This is a genomic window from Streptomyces canus, assembly GCF_041435015.1.
GTDB lineage: Bacteria > Actinomycetota > Actinomycetes > Streptomycetales > Streptomycetaceae > Streptomyces > Streptomyces canus_G.
In genome coordinates, this window is record NZ_CP107989.1 from 8,834,304 (window position 1) to 8,849,844 (window position 15,541).

The following is a 15,541-nucleotide window of genomic DNA, read 5'->3' on the forward strand; positions in this document are numbered from 1 at the left end:
AGAGCGTGGTCGGAGGCAACAGGTTTTCCGCCGCGCCGTACAGAACCGGCTGCGCTCGCGGAATCCGTCTTCTCCCGCCCGCGGTGCGACCATGGAGCGATGCGAGGCGGAGGCACACGATGTGCCGCGGTGACGACGACGCTCCTGGGAGCGCTGCTGATCTCCCTGGGAGGATGCGGCGGCCCGGGCCCGGCAGGCACCGGCGACCCCCACACCGAGTCCGCCGACAAGCCCGCGGACGAACCGACCGGCATCCCCGGGGTGGGCGACCGCCTCCAGCGCGGCATCCCCGCCGCTTCCCGCCAGGTCGTCGTGGTCTACGGCGACGCCAAGGACTCCGCGGACGCCACCGTCGTGCTCTACACCAAGCACGGTTCCGCCTGGCACCGCGTCGGCAACTGGCCCGCGCACAACGGCAAGAAGGGCTGGACCACCGACCACCACGAGGGCGACAAACGCAGTCCTGTCGGCGTGTTCACGCTCAGTGACGCGGGCGGTGTGCTCCCGGACCCCGGGGCCCGGCTGGCGTACACGCGATCCGCCGGCATCGCGGCCCCACGCTGGTGGCCCCGGTCCTACTGGCATGACTTCGACTACGTCATCGCCATCGACTACAACCGGATCGAGGGCACCCCGCCCAACAACCAGGCCCGGCCCCGTGGGTATGCCAAGGGCGGCGGCATCTGGCTGCACATGGACCACGGCACTGGTACGTCGGCCTGTGTGAGCGTGTCCAGGGCGGCGATGCGGTATCTGCTGCGCACGCTCGATCCGGACCGGCATCCTGTGGTGGTGATGGGGGACAGGGCGGACCTGAGGTCCTGAGGCCGCCGGGGGAGGCGGCATTGCGGCGGATGACCGACTCGCCGTAGAACACGGCCATGAAGAGACGGATCGTCATGTCCATGCTTGCAGGGGTGACCCTCCTGGCGAGCACGCTGCTCGGGGCGACCCCCGCCCAGTCCGCGGTGGCTCCCTCCGCGGTGGCCCAATCCGCCGATCTCCCCGCCGAGTTCGGCACCGACTGGCACGACCCCGTCACCGCGGCACCACCCGTCGCCAAACCCTCTGGCAAGTCCTGCCACCTCACGGTCGCCGAAGCGCGGTTCCGCGATTTCACCCCGTACACCGGCACCTACGCACCGCCCGAGGGCTGCGGCGAGCGCTGGAGCAAGGTCGTGCTGCGCATGGACGGCAAGGTCAGGGGACGGCAGTTCGACCGGCTCGGGTATCTGCACATCGGCGGGGTCGAGGTCTTCCGCACGTCCACACCGCAGCCCTCGCCCGACGGTATCCAGTGGTCCGTCGAGAAGGACGTCACGCGCTACAGCGACACCCTTCGCACCGGTCACGACGTCGAGATGCTCATCGGAAACGTCGTCGACGACACGTACACCGGGGTCATCGACGTGAAGGTCACGCTCACGTTCTACGAGGGGCGACAGGCCCCGGCGCCGGACCGGGTGCTGCCCCTCGACGACAACAACACCCTCACCACGCCGCGCAACAGCGAGCGCATCCTCGCCGAGGTGTACGCCACCGGTTCGGGCGGCGGCTGCGAGGAGTACTGGTACCTGACCGTGCCGTCCGCAGCGCCGTACTCCTGCCAGGCCGACGACGGCCCCTACCGTGAGGTGCAGATCAAGGTCGACGGCCGACTCGCGGGGATCGCCGCTCCGTTCCCCACGGTGTGGACGGGTGGCTGGTCCAATCCCTTTCTCTGGTACGTCGTCCCGGGTCCCCGCGCCTTCGACATCAAGCCGATCGAATACGACCTGACCCCCTTCGCCGGGATCCTCAACGACGGGCGCCCGCACCGCGTGGAGGTCGCCGTCGTCGGCGTCCCCGAGGGGCAGCCGGGCTGGAGCGCTCCCGTGAACATCCTCGTCTGGCAGGACGCCAAGAGCGCGCACGTCACCGGGAAGCTCACCACGCACCGGAACGGCGACCTCGCCAACTCCTCGACGTACACACCGGGTTCGGAACACCGCGTGGACACCGAGGGTGACCACCGGCTCACCGTCGCCGGATATGTCGACACCTCGCACGGCCGCGTCACGACCACCGTCCGCCGCTCGCTGGCGAACACGTCCACCCACCGCTGGGGCGACGGCGAGAACCCCGACGCGCTCAAGGCGACCTGGAGGGACGACGAGTCGGTCACCGTCGACGGTCGCGGACCGGCCCGCATCACCCGCGCCCACCGCACGTACACGATGGACGGCACGACCATCATCGGTGCGGGCGACCGGCTGCGCACCGTGCTGACCCTAGGTGACCGTGCCGACGTAACGGTGACCCGAGCGGGCCGGCGCACGGAGTGGTCCCGGCTCGACGACACCTACGCGGGCGACGCCACGTACACGATCAATGTCCCGCGCGACCAGCGGCATGCGGTCGGCACGACGAGCGAGCAGTACCGGATCCGCGGTTCGGCCGGCTGCTACGACCGTTCTCTCACCACCGCCCAGGGGGTGCTGACCGGAGAACGCAGCGGCTGCTGAGGCAAGTTGTGTGCGATGTGTCACAGGCGGCGTGATTTACGCGGCTGAAACGCGACGGTCTTGCGCGCGATCAACGGCCCCTCCAGAGTGATCGCCACGGAAGCCGCTTTCCGTATCGCAGAAGTCTCCCCCAGGCTTCTGCGCGTCCCCCGTCGCTCAAGGAGTGCCCGTGCCGCCGTCCGTCCCGTCCCTGCCGCGACGCGTCGCACACATACTGCGTACCTCTCTCTTCGCGCAGGTCGCCTGCGCGCTCGTGCTCGGCATCCTCGTCGGAAAGCTGTGGCCCGGTTTCGCCTCGGACCTTCAGCCGCTCGGCGACGGTTTCACCCGGCTCATCAAGACGATCATCTCGCCGCTGGTGTTCTGCGTGGTCGTCGTCGGCATCGCCAAGGCCGGTGACCTGAAGGCGTTCGGCCGGATCGGGCTCAAGGCGCTGATCTGGTTCGAGGTCGCGAGCACGCTGGCGCTGATCATCGGTCTGGTCGCCGCCAATGTGATCCAGCCCGGCTCGGGGATGCACGTCGACCCGGCCACGCTCAACACCGCCGCCGTCGACGCCAAGACGGGCGGCGGCCACCTTCCCTCGACGACCGAGTTCATCGTCAACGCGCTGCCCACCAGTTTCATCGGCGCCTTCGCGGAGAACTCCCTGCTGCAGGTGCTCATCCTGGCCTGTCTGGTCGGTGCCGCGCTGCTGCACCTCGGCCACACCAAGGTCCCGCAGGTGCTGCCCGCCATCGAGCAGGCCCAGGAGATCATCTTCGCGGTCGTGGGCTTCGTGATGCGCCTCGCGCCGATCGCGGTGTTCGGCGCGATGGCCGTCCTGATCGGCCAGTACGGCCTCGGCGTCATCGAGACCTACGCCAAGCTGATCGTCCTGTGCTACGTGGCCGCCGCCCTGTTCATCGGGCTGCTCGCCGTCGCGCTCAAGGCGGTCACCGGGCTCAGCCTCTGGAAGTTCCTGCGCTACATCCGCGAGGAGATGCTCCTCGCGCTCGGCACCGCGTCCACCGAGTCCGTCATGCCGCGCGTGATGCAGAAGCTGCGCAAGGCCGGTGCCCGCGACGACGCGGTGGGCCTGGTACTGCCCACCGGCTACTCCTTCAACCTCGACGGTGCCTCGCTCTACCTCTCCATCGGCACGCTGTTCATCGCCCAGGCGGTGGGCGTCGACCTCAGCCTGAGCCAGCAGATCACCGTGGTCCTGGTGCTCATGCTGACCAGCAAGGGCATGGCGGGCATCCCCGGCTCGGCCTTCCTCGCCCTGTCCGCCACGGCGTCCTCGCTGGGCGCCATCCCCGCCGGGGCCGTCGCCCTGCTCCTCGGCGTGGACCGCATCATGGACTCGATGCGCGTCGTGACGAACCTGCTCGGTAACTGCGTCGCCGTCTTCGCGGTCTCCCGCTGGGAGGGGGCGCTGGACATCGACCGGGCGAAGAAGGTGCTGGGCGGCGAGACCGTCGAGCCCGTGGTGGAGGAGCAGCCCGCCGAGGTACCGGCCGAGACCGCCAAGGAGCCTGCGGTCTCCGAGGCCGGCTGACCGGCGTTCCCGAACAGGCCGCGGCCACCGCTCCAGGGTTACGGAGCGGTGGCCGGCCTGTTCAGCAGTGTGTGTCCACCAGCGTGTCCAGGAGCCCGCCGAGCGCCCGGCGCTGCGCGTCCGTCAGGGGAGCGAGGATCTCCTCCGCGGCCGCCCTGCGTACGGAGTGCAGTTCCTGAAGAACCTTCACCCCGTCGTCGGTCAGCTCGATGCGGATCACCCGGCGATTGGCCGGATCGGGCACTCGGCGCACCTTGCCGCTCGCTTCCAGCCCGTCGACGAGCGTGGTCACCGCGCGCGGCACCACCTCCAGCCGCTCCGCGAGATCGGCCATACGGGGTGGCGTCTCCCAGTGCGCGAGGGTGCGCAGCAGCCGGGACTGGGCCGGAGTCACACCGAGACCGCGCTCATGAAGCTGGCGCTTCTGGATGCGGTGCACCCGGCGCGTGAGCCTGAGCAACTGCTCGGCGAGCAGGCTGTCGGAATCGGGCGTGTCCATGCGGGAACAATATCAGGACCTCGTTCATTGTGAGCATAGGTAACAATGAGCTAGGCTCCGCTGGTCCTCACCCTCTCACCCTCCGTAGGAGACCATGCCCCGCGATCACATCGACTGGACCCCCACCCCGGGCACCTCGACCGACCAACCCCGTCAGGTGCGCCGTATCCTCCGGCTCTTCAAGCCCTACCGCGCCAAGCTCGCCGTGGTCGGCCTGCTGGTCGGCGCCTCGTCCCTCGTCACCGTGGCCACCCCGTTCCTGCTGAAGGAAACGCTGGATGTGGCGATCCCCGAGGGCCGCACCGGACTGCTCAGCCTGCTCGCGCTGGGCATGATCCTCAGTGCCGTCCTCACCGGCATCTTCGGCGTCCTGCAGACCCTGATCTCCACGACGGTCGGCCAGCGCGTCATGCACGACCTGCGCACCGCGGTCTACGGCCGCCTGCAGCGCATGTCGCTCGCGTTCTTCACCCGCACCCGCACCGGCGAGGTGCAGTCGCGCATCGCCAACGACATCGGCGGCATGCAGGCCACCGTCACCTCGACCGCCACGTCCCTGGTCTCCAACCTGACCAGCGTCATCGCCACGATCGTCGCGATGATCGCCCTCGACTGGCGCCTGACCGTCGTCTCGCTGCTGCTGCTCCCGGTGTTCGTGTGGATCAGCCGCCGGGTCGGCAAGGAACGCAAGAAGATCGTCACGCAGCGCCAGAAGCAGATGGCCGCGATGGCCGCGACCGTCACCGAGTCGCTCTCCGTCAGCGGCATCCTGCTCGGCCGCACCATGGGCCGCTCCGACTCGCTCACCCGGGCCTTCGCCGACGAGTCCGAGGGCCTGGTCGACCTCGAGGTGCGGTCGAACATGGCCGGCCGCTGGCGCATGGCCGTCATCGGGATCGTCATGTCCGCGATGCCCGCCATCATCTACTGGACCGCGGGCTTCGCCCTCCAGACGGGCGGCCCGGACATCTCCATCGGCACCATCGTCGCCTTCGTCTCGCTCCAGCAGGGCCTGTTCCGTCCGGCCGTGAGCCTCCTGTCGACCGGCGTCCAGATCCAGACCTCGCTCGCGCTCTTCCAGCGCATCTTCGAGTACCTCGACCTGCCGATCGACATCACCGAGCGGGAGGACCCGGTCCACCTCGACCGCGTCAAGGGGGAGGTCCGCCTGGAGGGCGTGGAGTTCCGATACGACGCCGACGACGACCAGCGCGGCCCCATTCTCGGTGGCATCGACATCGACGTGCCCGCGGGCAGCAGTCTCGCGGTCGTCGGCCCGACCGGTGCCGGCAAGTCCACGCTCGGTTATCTCGTCCCGCGGCTCTACGACGTGACGGGCGGCCGGGTCACCGTCGACGGGGTCGACGTCCGCGACCTCGACTTCGACACCCTGGCGCGCGGCATCGGGGTCGTCTCCCAGGAGACGTACCTCTTCCACGCCTCGGTCGCCGACAACCTCCGGTTCGCCAAGCCGGACGCGACCGACGAGGAGATCGAGCAGGCGGCGCGGGCGGCCCAGATCCACGAGCACATCGCCTCGCTGCCGGACGGGTACGACACGGTCGTCGGCGAGCGCGGCCACCGGTTCTCCGGCGGTGAGAAGCAGCGCCTGGCGATCGCCCGGACCATTCTGCGAGACCCGCCCGTCCTCATCCTGGACGAGGCGACCAGCGCGCTGGACACCCGGACCGAGCACGCCGTGCAGGAGGCCATCGACGCGCTCTCGGCCAACCGCACCACTCTCACCATCGCGCACCGCCTGTCCACCATCCGCGACGCGGACCAGATCGTGGTCCTCGACTCGGGCCGGGTGGCCGAACGCGGTACGCACGAGGAACTGCTGGAACAGGACGGGCGGTACGCGGAGCTCGTACGCCGGGACGCCCGACTGGACGCCGCACACGGGGACGCGCAGCTGGAACCGACCAGCTGAACCGCATCCGACAAGCCGAAGATATGCCTGTTTTATGACGATATGCGGGTTACCGTGCCCGCATGCACATGAACACTCCGCCACGGAGCACGATTCGACTGACGCGCCGGGGCCGACTCGCCCTCATCGCGACCGGGGCCGTCGTGGCAGGCACCGCCGTGGCGGTACCGCTGCTGAGCCTGGAGAGCGAGGGGGAGAAGAAGCCCACCACGCTGGTGATCCCGGAGGGCTGGCGGGCCGGGCAGATCTACGACGCCGTGGACAAGGCCCTCGCCCAGCCCCCGGGCACCGCCAAGAAGTCCCTGGCCAAGCTGTCCCTCAAGCTGCCCAACGAGGCGGAGGGCAACCCGGAGGGTTACCTCTTCCCGGCGACGTATCCGCTGGAGCGCGACGGGAGGAAGACGACGCCCGAGGCGCTGCTGTCGTTCATGGTCGACACCGCGAACCAGAAGTTCAAGGGCGCCCCCGTCGCGGCCGGCGCCCAGCGCAACGCGATGAACGTCTACCAGGCCGTCACCATCGCGAGCATCATCCAGGCCGAGGCCGCGACCAAGGCCGACATGGGGAAGGTGGCCAGGGTCATCTTCAACCGCCTGGAGCGGGGGATGCCGTTGCAGATGGACTCCACCATCAACTACGCGCTGAACCGCTCCACGCTGAGGACGACCAGCGCCGACCTCCGGATCGACAGCCCCTACAACTCGTACCAGCGCATGGGTCTGCCGCCGACCCCGATCGACAGCCCTGGCGAGGACGCGATGCGCGCGGCGATCAGCCCGCCCCCGGGGGACTGGCTGTACTTCGTGACGGTGAAGCCGGGGGACACCCGCTTCACGAACAGCTTCGAGGAACACCGGCGCAACGTGGCCGAGTTCAACAAGAACCAGCAGAAGTCGGCCAAGGCAGGGTGACTTCGACGGTACGTCAGGCGGCGACGGGTTCCGTCGCCAGCAGCCGCCTGATGTCGCGCACGGCCGCACGGCCCGCGCGGTTGGCGCCGATGGTGCTCGCCGACGGGCCGTAGCCGACCAGATGGATCCGCGGGTCGGCGACCGCGCGCGTGCCCTCGACCCGGATCCCGCCACCCGGCTCGCGCAGCCTCAGCGGAGCCAGGTGATCGATGGCGGCCCGGAACCCCGTCGCCCACAGGATCACATCGGCCTTCAGACGCCGTCCGTCGTTCCACTCCACGCCCTCGGGCGTGATCCGGTCGAACATGGGCTGCCGGTCCAGGACCCCGTCCGTGATCGCCTGCCGGACCGCGTCGTTGAGCGGAAGCCCGGTCACCGACACCACGCTCTTCGGCGGCAGCCCCTGCCGAACCCGCTCCTCGACGAGCGCCACGGCCTCCCGGCCGACGTCCTCGCTGAAGGGGCCCTCACGGAAGACGGGCTCACGCCTGGTCACCCACGTGGTGGCGGCCGCGTACGGGGCGAGCTCCATGAGGTGCTGGGTGCCGGACGCGCCCCCGCCCACCACGACCACCCGCAGCCCGGCGAACGCCTCGGGCCCCGGGTACTGCGCGGTGTGCAACTGCCTCCCCCGGAAGGTCTCCTGGCCGGGATAGCGCGGCCAGAACGGCCGGTCCCAGGTGCCGGTGGCGTTGATCAGTGCCCGGGTCGACCAGGTCCCGTCCGAGGTCTCGACGAGCAGCCGTCCGTCGTCGCCCTCGCGCACGGCACGGACGTCGACGGGGCGCCGTACCCGAAGGTCGAAAGTGCGCTCGTACGCCGTGAAGTACTCGGCGATCACCTCCGACGAGGGTCGCTCCGGATCGGCGTCCGTGAGCTCCATCCCCGGCAGCGCGTGCATGCCATGGACCTTGCCGTACGTCAGCGAGGGCCACCGGAACTGCCAGGCTCCGCCGGGCGCGGGGGAGTGGTCCAGCACCACGAAGTCGCGCTCCGGCTCGAAACCGGTGCGGCGCAGGTGATAGGCGCTGGACAGACCTGCCTGACCAGCGCCTATGACGACTACCTCGACCTCGCGGAAGTTGTTCACCTTTCTACCAACGGCGCGGAGGCCCTGGATCTTCCCGCGACCGTGTCAGTCCGTCTCCGAGGGGCGGGGCGTGGTGGTGGACGGCGGGAGGTCACCGTTGAACCGCGTGTCCGTGAAGTCGCCGAAGTCGACCTTGCGGGGGATGAGCTTCAGACCGGTGAAGGTGTCCGCGATCTCCTGTTCGGAAGCGATGAGCCGCTGGTCCACCGCCACCGCGACCCGGGTGGTGTAGGTGCGCTTCACCGCGGCCAGCGCCACGTCCTCGGGCAGCCCCGTCTCCTTCGCCCAGACCTTCGCCCACTCCGGCTCGTGGGAGTAGACCCACTTGTAGGCGCGTCGCAGCCGCTCCAGGTAGTCGTTGATGGCGGCGGCCTTCTTCTTGTCCTTCAGCGCGCCCGGCGCCGCCACCTGGAAGGTCAGGCCGTTGGTGATGCCGTCCCCGGTGGTCAGCACCCGACCCTGCTTCGCCTGGAGGATCTGCGAGGTGTACGGGTCCCACACCGCCCACGCGTCGACCTTGCCGGAGGTGAACGCGGCCAGGGCGTCGGCCGGTTGGAGGTACTTGACCTTCACGTCACTCGGATCGAGCCCAGCCTTCCTGAGGGAGGCGACCAGTTGGTAGTTGGCGGACGAACCCTGCGCCACGGCGACGGACTTGCCCTTCAGCTGCGCCGGACCGGTCAGCTTGGAGTCGTTCGGGACGAGGATGGCGTCCCCCTTGGACGTACCGTGCCAGGCCGCCACCACCGTGATCTTCGAGTCGGCGCCGGCCGCGAACACCGGCGGGGTGTTGCCGACGCCGCCGATGTCGACGGCCTTGGCGTTGACGGCCTCCAGAAGGGGCGGGCCGGAGGTGAAGGTCGACCACTTGATCTTGTAGTCGAGGTGGTCGAGCTCCCCGGCGGCGCGCAGGATCGCCTCCGAACCACCCTTCTGGTCAGCGACGTTGAGCGTGAGGGAGCCCTTGCCGTCGGTGTCGGAGCCCGTGCCGGCGGACGCGTTTCCGCCGCAGGCGGTGAGCAGAAGGGCGAAGGGAAGGAGCAGTGCGGCGGGGGCGAGGCGACGTCGCATGGGGGATCCGTTCTGTGGAACTTGGCTTGTGGGTGGGGGAGTTCAGGCGGCTTCGGCTGCGGTGTCGACGCCCAGGCGCTCCAGGAGCTGCCCGCGGATCTCCGCGAACCGGGGATCGGTGATGTCGCGGGGCCGGTCGAGGTCGATTGCCTGCTCGTGCGCGATGACGCCCTCGTCCATCACGAGGACACGATCGGCGAGCAGGACGGCCTCCTCGACGTCGTGCGTCACGAGCAGCACCGCGCAGCCGCGCCGCTGCCACAACTCCCCGACCAGACGCTGGGCCTTGATCCGGGTGAGGGCGTCGAGCGCGCCGAACGGCTCGTCCAGCAGCAGGAGATCGGGCTCGCGTACCAACGCCCTTGCCAAGGAGGCGCGTTGAGCCTCGCCGCCGGAGAGCGTCTTGGGCCAGGCGTCCGTGCGGTGGCTCAGGCCGACCTCCCCCAGGGCCTGGTCGGCGACGGCGCGTGCGGGCTTGCCGGGCAGGCCGAGCAGGACGTTGCGCCACACCTTCTTCCACGGCATCAGCCGGGGTGCCTGGAAGGCGACCGCCTTGCGGCGCGGCACCAGGACGGTGCCCTCGATGTCCCGGTCGAGTCCGGCGAGGATGCGCAGCAGGGTGGACTTGCCGCAGCCGCTGCGGCCCAGCAGGGCCACGAATTCGCCTGCGCGGACGTCGAGTCGGAGGTCGTCGATGACGGCACGGCCGTCGAAGGAACGGGTCAGCCCTTCGACGCGCACGGCCTGCGCGGGGCGGGGTGCCCGGGGCTTGGACGCCTCGGGCCTGGGTTCCGTGGCGGCCGTGGCTTCCTCGGCCGCGGATATCTCGGTCACCTGGTGGTTCACCGGCCGGTGAACGTCGGTCGCCATTGCAGCAGCAGCCTTTCGAGGGAGCGGACGACGAAGTCGGCCAGCAGGCCGAGGAAGGCGTAGACGATCAGGCAGACCACGATGACGTCGGTGCGCAGGAAGTCCCGCGCCTGCACCATCAGGAAGCCGATGCCGGAGTCCGCGTTGACCTGTTCGGCGAAGACGAGCGCGAGCCAGGAGATGCCGAGCGAGTAGCGCAGACCGGTCATGGCGCCGGGCAGCGCGCCGGGCAGGATGACATGCCGTACGAGCCCCCACCGCGAGAGGCCGAGGGACTCCCCGGCCTCGATCAGCTGAGCGTCCACGCCGCGGATGCCCGCGTAGACGTTGAGGTAGAGCGGAAAGGTCACGCCGAGCGTGATGATGGCGATCTTCGGGGCCTCGCCGATGCCGAACCAGATGATGAACAGCGGGATCAGACCGACGAACGGCACGGTCCGCAGCATCTGCACCGGCGCATCGACGATGTCCTCGCCGATCCGGAACAGACCTGAGACGAGGGCGAGTCCGGTGCCGATGAGGGCGCCGAGGAGCAGCCCGCCCGCGACCCGCTGCAACGAGGTCGTCATCGCCGAGGTCAGCGATCCGTCGGAGATCAGATCACCCGCGACCTGGGCGATACGGCCGGGGGAGGCGAGGACGTCGTCGGTCAACACGCCGGTGCTGCTGAGGAGTTGCCACAGTGCCAGCAGCAGGAGCGGACCGGTGGTGCGGCGCAGCCAGCGGGGGACCCGAGTGCGGTGGGAGGAGGCGGGGACGATCGGTTCGAGGTCGAGGTCGGGAGCGGGGCCGGGGGCAGCGGGTTCGGTGGCGTCCGGGTGGGAGGTTTCCGGAATGTCGGTTTCGGGGGTACCTGGCGGGGCGTGGCTGATGCTCATGATGCTCCACGGAGGGGGAGAGCGACCGGCGAGGGGCACGCCTCGACGCCGCCCGAGCGCGGCACGGATCAGCGTGCGCGCCGGTTGACGGAGCGAGGGTGCGGGAAAAGTGGGGAGGAGGGCGTCAGCAGCCGCGACGACACGCGGCGGAGGCCACCCGCAGCAGGTCGATGTGACCGCGCGTGGTGAGCAGGGCTGAACGCAACATGGGGCCGAAGCTAGCCATTCGGCGTGTCCACGGTCAATGGCGTCTCGCGGACTGGACCCGCCGTATCGCAGGATGGTCCAGGAATGACGAGTGAATCCGGCCTCAGGGGTGAGGATGGGGGCATGGCAGACGCTTTCACCACCCGAGTCCTGAACGTCGCCTCCGGTTCGGCGGAGCGGATCGTCGACCTCACCGGCGACTGTGAGGCCTTCCTGAGGGAGGTCGCCGCAGGCCGCGACGGCCTCCTCAACGTCTTCATCCCCCACGCGACAGCCGGCGTCGCGCTCATCGAGACCGGTGCCGGCAGCGACGACGACCTCCTCGCGGCCCTGCATACCCTCCTCCCCGCCGACGACCGCTGGCAGCACCGCCACGGCAGCCCCGGCCACGGCCGCGACCACGTCCTCCCGGCGATCGTCCCGCCCCATGCGACGCTGCCGGTGGTGAACGGGCAGCTGGAGCTGGGGACTTGGCAGTCGGTGTGCCTGGTGGACACCAACAGGGACAATCCTCAACGGAAGGTGCGTTTCACTTTCCTTGCCGGTTCCTGATCAGCTCAGTCGGCTCGTCGTGATCAGCGCGTCCAGTACCGGATGTTGCGGAAACGGGCCTCCGCGCGCCCCGAGCCGTGGTTGTAGACGCCGTTCTTGAAGTAGCGGGTGGCCGGGCCCCGGTCGGCGACCGTCAGGACGAGGGAGTCGTCGAAGTAGACCTTGACCGTGCCCGTCCCCGTGCTCGCCCGGTGGGCGATCTTCACGTTGAACCAGGTGCCGTAGGCCCCGGTCTTGAGGGCCGTGCCGTCGTAACGGCGCACGGTGCCCCCGCCGGTGTCGTAGACGTTGAGCATGATGTCGGTGGCCGGAGTCCCGGAGGGGTGGACGCTCCGCAGGATCTGGACGAAGGAGGCGCCGTCCGAGCCGGAAGGGAGATAGACGTCGGCGTCCCACATGTGATCGCCCGTGGTGTAGTCGACCTTCCAGCGCATCTCGGTGCGCGGATCGGTGGAACTGCCCTCCTCGAAGGGCTCGTCGGTGGCGTACACCCACATCCGCTGGACTCCGCCGCTGGAGCTGTGCCGCTCGCTCAGATCGAGATTCCAGGGCTTCTGCCAGCTGTAGGTGAACGACGTCTGACTCCAGCCGTCGGTCGGGCCGGCGGCCACCGCCGCGCCCGCGGGCCGGGGGAGGGCGAGTGCGGGGCCGCCGGCCAGCAGTCCGGCCGCTGTCCGTAAGACGGATCTCCTGTTCATCGGGTGTCCTTTCCGTTGCGGGAGGGGAGGTCGATCCGGTCGGGAGGGAACACCAATACATCGGAGGAGTCAATGACTTCGACCGCACCGTGTGCGCTGGCGCGTGAATATGGAGTGAGAGGGGTGGGTGTGCGTCTCCAAATACACCCGATGTATCGACGGGCCGGGATCAGGCCGGGCAGCCGGAGTCCGCTACGACGTAGTAGCCGGGCGCGGTCTGCTCGAGGGTGTGCCCGTTGAAGGTGTTCCACAGCCCCATGGGCTCGTCGGAGCCGTTGGCATAGGTCTGGCCGCCGCTCTGATGCGCGCGTCCGGCGACCGTGTGGTCGTAGGTGCTCGACGTGTGACACGTGGGTGTGAACCCGGTGGTGGATGCGGTCACCGCGGCGGAGACCGCCCCCGCCGCGCCCGCCGCGTCCACGGCCGCCACGGTGTAGCCGTACGTCGTGCCTGCGGTCAGGCTGGTGTCGGTGTAGGCGGTCGACTCCGTGGTGCCCACCTTCGAGCCGTCTCGGTAGACGGCGTACGAGGCCGCGTCGGGCGCCGCGTTCCAGCTCAGGGCCGTGGTGGTGTCGGTGGTCCCGGTGACCGTCAGTCCCGTGGGCGCGGGCAGGGCACCGGTGCCCTGGTCGTGGCCGTCGAGGCCCCAGAAGCGGACGGTGTGGTAGCTGGAGCAGATGGTGTCGAGGTAGTACGTGCCGGTGGCGCCGCACTGCTCGGTGCCGCTGCCCGGGTCGACCGCGAGCCCGTGCGCCATACCGGCGACCGAGTAGACCTCGACCGCGGGTCGGCCGGAGGCGTCGTCGTAGGTGGTCAGTGTGGTGCCCCCGCTCAGGCTTTCCGTGCGCGAAGGCGTCTGGCCGATGCCCCACACGTCGGTCCACTGGTCGCGCAGCTCCGTGGCGTTGGCGGGCCGGACCGTGGTGTCGGCGGAGCCCTGCCAGATCGCGACGCGCGGCCAGGACGTGGTGCCGACGGGAGCGGCGGAGCGCACCAGGTCGCCCCACTGGGCGGGGGTCCTGTCCGGTGGGCTGTACATGCAGGTGTACGCCGCGGGCACGGTGGTCGCGCAGTACGCGGGCAGACCGGAGTCGATGGCCCCGCCCGCGAAGACGTCGGGGTACGCGGCCAGCAGGTTCGCGGTCATGCCGCCGCCGGCGGACAGACCCGTGACGTAGACCTGTCGGCTGTCGCTGCCGTACTGCGAGACGGCCTTGTCGACCATCTGCCTGATCGACAGTGCCTCGCCCCGACCGCGCGAACTGTCCCCTGGATCAAACCAGTTGAAGCAGGAGTTGGCGTTGTTGGCGCTGCTCGTCTGGGGGAGGACCAGCGCGAAGCCGTAGCGGTCGGCGAACGTCGGCCAGCCGGAGTGGGCGTAGTAGTCGCTCGCACTCTGTGTGCAGCCGTGCAGGGCGATCACGAGCGGGGCGCCGGACGGCAGGGCGTCCGGCGCATAGGCGTACATGGACAGGTTGCCGGGGTTGGTTCCGAAGCCGGTGACCTGGGTCAGACCCGCGGTGGACGCCTGCGGGCCCATGGCGACCAGGCCGGCTGTGAGGGCCAGAGTGCCCGCGGCGGCGGCGACCCGGCGGCGGACGCCTCTGACGAGGCGGCGGCCCTTCGTGAAGCGGAACGGAGGATGCGACGGTCCCATGACGACTGCCTCCTGATCTCCGGGCGGGGCCCGTTGGTCGGTGTGCCGTGCATCATCGGGGCGCACCCGCCGGCCTTGGCATGGGCTGAACAGCCAGGACCGAGTGAAGCGTTGTGTGACGGCCGCCCATAGTCGCTCTCGCGCTCGGCCGTGCAGGGGACGTGTCTCCCGTCCGGGGTGGTGTCCCGCACCATCGCCGACAGGCTGACGGTGGTTGGCCGACCCGTCCGAGGCCGAGTCGCGACACGCGGTGACGCACCTTGCGCCGCTTGCCCACGGCAGCGGCGACTCGAGAACTGCCGACGCCCGGATGGTGGTGAACTCCCGCATGCAGGAGGTCACCGCCGAGATACGGCGACCCTCGCCGCAGGGGCTGATCGTCGTCCAGCCGAACAAGGGCGCCGGCGCCGCCACCGAAGGCGGACGGTCAGCCGATCAGATGCAACCCGTTGCCGAAGTCGATGCGCGCGAGATCGGCGCGCGAGACGATACCGAGCTTGGGGAACACGTTGGCCAGGTGATGACCCACTGTACGAGGACTGATCAACAGCTGTGCCCCGATCTCCCGGTTGGTGAGCCCCTGCGCGGCCAGCCGTGCGACTCGCAACTCCTGTGCCGTGAGGATGCTCTCCCGGGCCGGTGCGGAGTCGCGGCGCAGGTGCTGCCCGGTCAGTTCCTGTTCGGCCCGGGCGCGGGCGAGCAGGGGCGCCGCGTCCAGGCGCCGGAAGATCTCCGCGGCTTCGGCCGGTTGTGTCCGGGCGTCGATACGGCGACCGGCCCGCCGTAGCCACTCGCCGGGCCCAGGCATTCCTGCCCCGGTTCGAGAAGCTCGCTGCCGAAACGGGTCCCGAGGAGCTGGAACTCCGCTTGGGCCACTGCATCGGCGCCGCACATCGGGAGAGCCGGTGCACACCGATGGCGAAGCCCCGTTCGCGACCAGCGGATGACGCCTTCGGATCACCGCCGACGCCACGATCACAACGGCCTCCATCTGTTCGACACCGGCGACCGGCGGGCGGCCGGGCCGACGCTCGTCGAACGGACCGGCCAGCCGTTCAGCCAGACCCGTGGCCAAGTACGGACCGTGTCCGCCCAGGCCGGTGTCCGGCCCACCCGCGCCCCCTCCGGGCG

At 69.8% G+C, this 15,541-nt stretch carries 15 protein-coding genes; 6 read left to right on the plus strand and 9 right to left on the minus strand.

Annotated elements, in window-relative coordinates:
- Positions 1-99: 99 nt before the first annotated feature.
- From OG841_RS40330 to OG841_RS40340, 3 genes are all read left to right on the plus strand, one after another.
- Entirely contained in the window at positions 100-825 is a 726-nt protein-coding gene (locus OG841_RS40330; protein ID WP_328636871.1) for a hypothetical protein, read from the plus strand.
- Positions 826-881: 56 nt separating this feature from the next.
- A complete protein-coding gene (locus OG841_RS40335; protein WP_328636870.1) occupies positions 882-2,504 on the plus strand; it encodes a peptide-N4-asparagine amidase in 1,623 nt (540 codons plus the stop codon).
- 169 nt (positions 2,505-2,673) lie between these two features.
- The gene (locus OG841_RS40340; protein ID WP_328636869.1) at positions 2,674-4,044 is read left to right on the plus strand and encodes a cation:dicarboxylate symporter family transporter; all 1,371 of its coding nucleotides are present in this window, start codon (positions 2,674-2,676) and stop codon (positions 4,042-4,044) included.
- 61 nt (positions 4,045-4,105) lie between these two features.
- On the opposite strand, the gene OG841_RS40345 is transcribed toward OG841_RS40340, so the two are convergent.
- Positions 4,106-4,543 (minus strand): MarR family winged helix-turn-helix transcriptional regulator, encoded by a 438-nt coding sequence (locus tag OG841_RS40345; RefSeq protein ID WP_328636868.1) that lies wholly within the window; start codon positions 4,541-4,543, stop codon positions 4,106-4,108.
- A 94-nt stretch (positions 4,544-4,637) separates the two neighbouring features.
- Between OG841_RS40345 and OG841_RS40350 the strand changes: the two genes are divergently transcribed.
- Both OG841_RS40350 and mltG read left to right on the plus strand, forming a co-directional pair.
- Positions 4,638-6,476, plus strand: coding sequence for an ABC transporter ATP-binding protein (locus OG841_RS40350; protein ID WP_371569271.1), 1,839 nt, complete (start codon positions 4,638-4,640; stop codon positions 6,474-6,476).
- Between the two features lie 62 nt (positions 6,477-6,538).
- Positions 6,539-7,387: an endolytic transglycosylase MltG gene (gene mltG / locus OG841_RS40355; protein WP_328636866.1), complete on the plus strand. Its 849-nt coding sequence runs from the start codon at positions 6,539-6,541 to the stop codon at positions 7,385-7,387.
- Positions 7,388-7,400: 13 nt separating this feature from the next.
- Here mltG and OG841_RS40360 read toward each other — a convergent pair whose 3' ends face one another.
- The 5 genes from OG841_RS40360 to OG841_RS40380 all read right to left on the minus strand — a co-directional run bounded on the left by OG841_RS40360 (position 7,401) and on the right by OG841_RS40380 (position 11,522).
- Positions 7,401-8,477, minus strand: a complete 1,077-nt coding sequence (locus OG841_RS40360) for an NAD(P)-binding domain-containing protein (protein WP_371569274.1) — start codon at positions 8,475-8,477, stop codon at positions 7,401-7,403.
- Positions 8,478-8,522: 45 nt separating this feature from the next.
- Complete coding sequence (locus OG841_RS40365; RefSeq protein ID WP_371569277.1) at positions 8,523-9,548, minus strand: ABC transporter substrate-binding protein; 1,026 nt, start codon at positions 9,546-9,548, stop codon at positions 8,523-8,525.
- A gap of 42 nt (positions 9,549-9,590) precedes the next feature.
- Entirely contained in the window at positions 9,591-10,418 is an 828-nt protein-coding gene (locus tag OG841_RS40370) for an ABC transporter ATP-binding protein (RefSeq protein ID WP_328636863.1), read from the minus strand.
- Positions 10,391-11,296: an ABC transporter permease gene (locus OG841_RS40375; RefSeq protein ID WP_328636862.1), complete on the minus strand. Its 906-nt coding sequence runs from the start codon at positions 11,294-11,296 to the stop codon at positions 10,391-10,393. Before OG841_RS40375 ends, OG841_RS40370 begins: the two co-directional genes overlap by 28 nt.
- Positions 11,297-11,420: 124 nt before the next feature.
- Positions 11,421-11,522: a putative leader peptide gene (locus OG841_RS40380; protein WP_365119706.1), complete on the minus strand. Its 102-nt coding sequence runs from the start codon at positions 11,520-11,522 to the stop codon at positions 11,421-11,423.
- A 104-nt stretch (positions 11,523-11,626) separates the two neighbouring features.
- Here OG841_RS40380 and OG841_RS40385 point away from each other — a divergent pair, with 104 nt between their 5' ends.
- On the plus strand, positions 11,627-12,055 hold the full coding sequence (locus tag OG841_RS40385) for a YjbQ family protein (RefSeq protein WP_328636861.1): 429 nt from the start codon (positions 11,627-11,629) through the stop codon (positions 12,053-12,055).
- A gap of 23 nt (positions 12,056-12,078) precedes the next feature.
- Here OG841_RS40385 and OG841_RS40390 read toward each other — a convergent pair whose 3' ends face one another.
- From OG841_RS40390 to OG841_RS40400, 3 genes are all read right to left on the minus strand, one after another.
- Positions 12,079-12,753, minus strand: a complete 675-nt coding sequence (locus OG841_RS40390; protein WP_328636860.1) for a polysaccharide lyase family 7 protein — start codon at positions 12,751-12,753, stop codon at positions 12,079-12,081.
- A 169-nt stretch (positions 12,754-12,922) separates the two neighbouring features.
- Complete coding sequence (locus tag OG841_RS40395; protein ID WP_371569283.1) at positions 12,923-14,410, minus strand: extracellular catalytic domain type 1 short-chain-length polyhydroxyalkanoate depolymerase; 1,488 nt, start codon at positions 14,408-14,410, stop codon at positions 12,923-12,925.
- 427 nt (positions 14,411-14,837) lie between these two features.
- Positions 14,838-15,218, minus strand: coding sequence for a helix-turn-helix transcriptional regulator (locus tag OG841_RS40400; protein ID WP_328636859.1), 381 nt, complete (start codon positions 15,216-15,218; stop codon positions 14,838-14,840).
- Positions 15,219-15,541 lie beyond the last annotated feature (323 nt).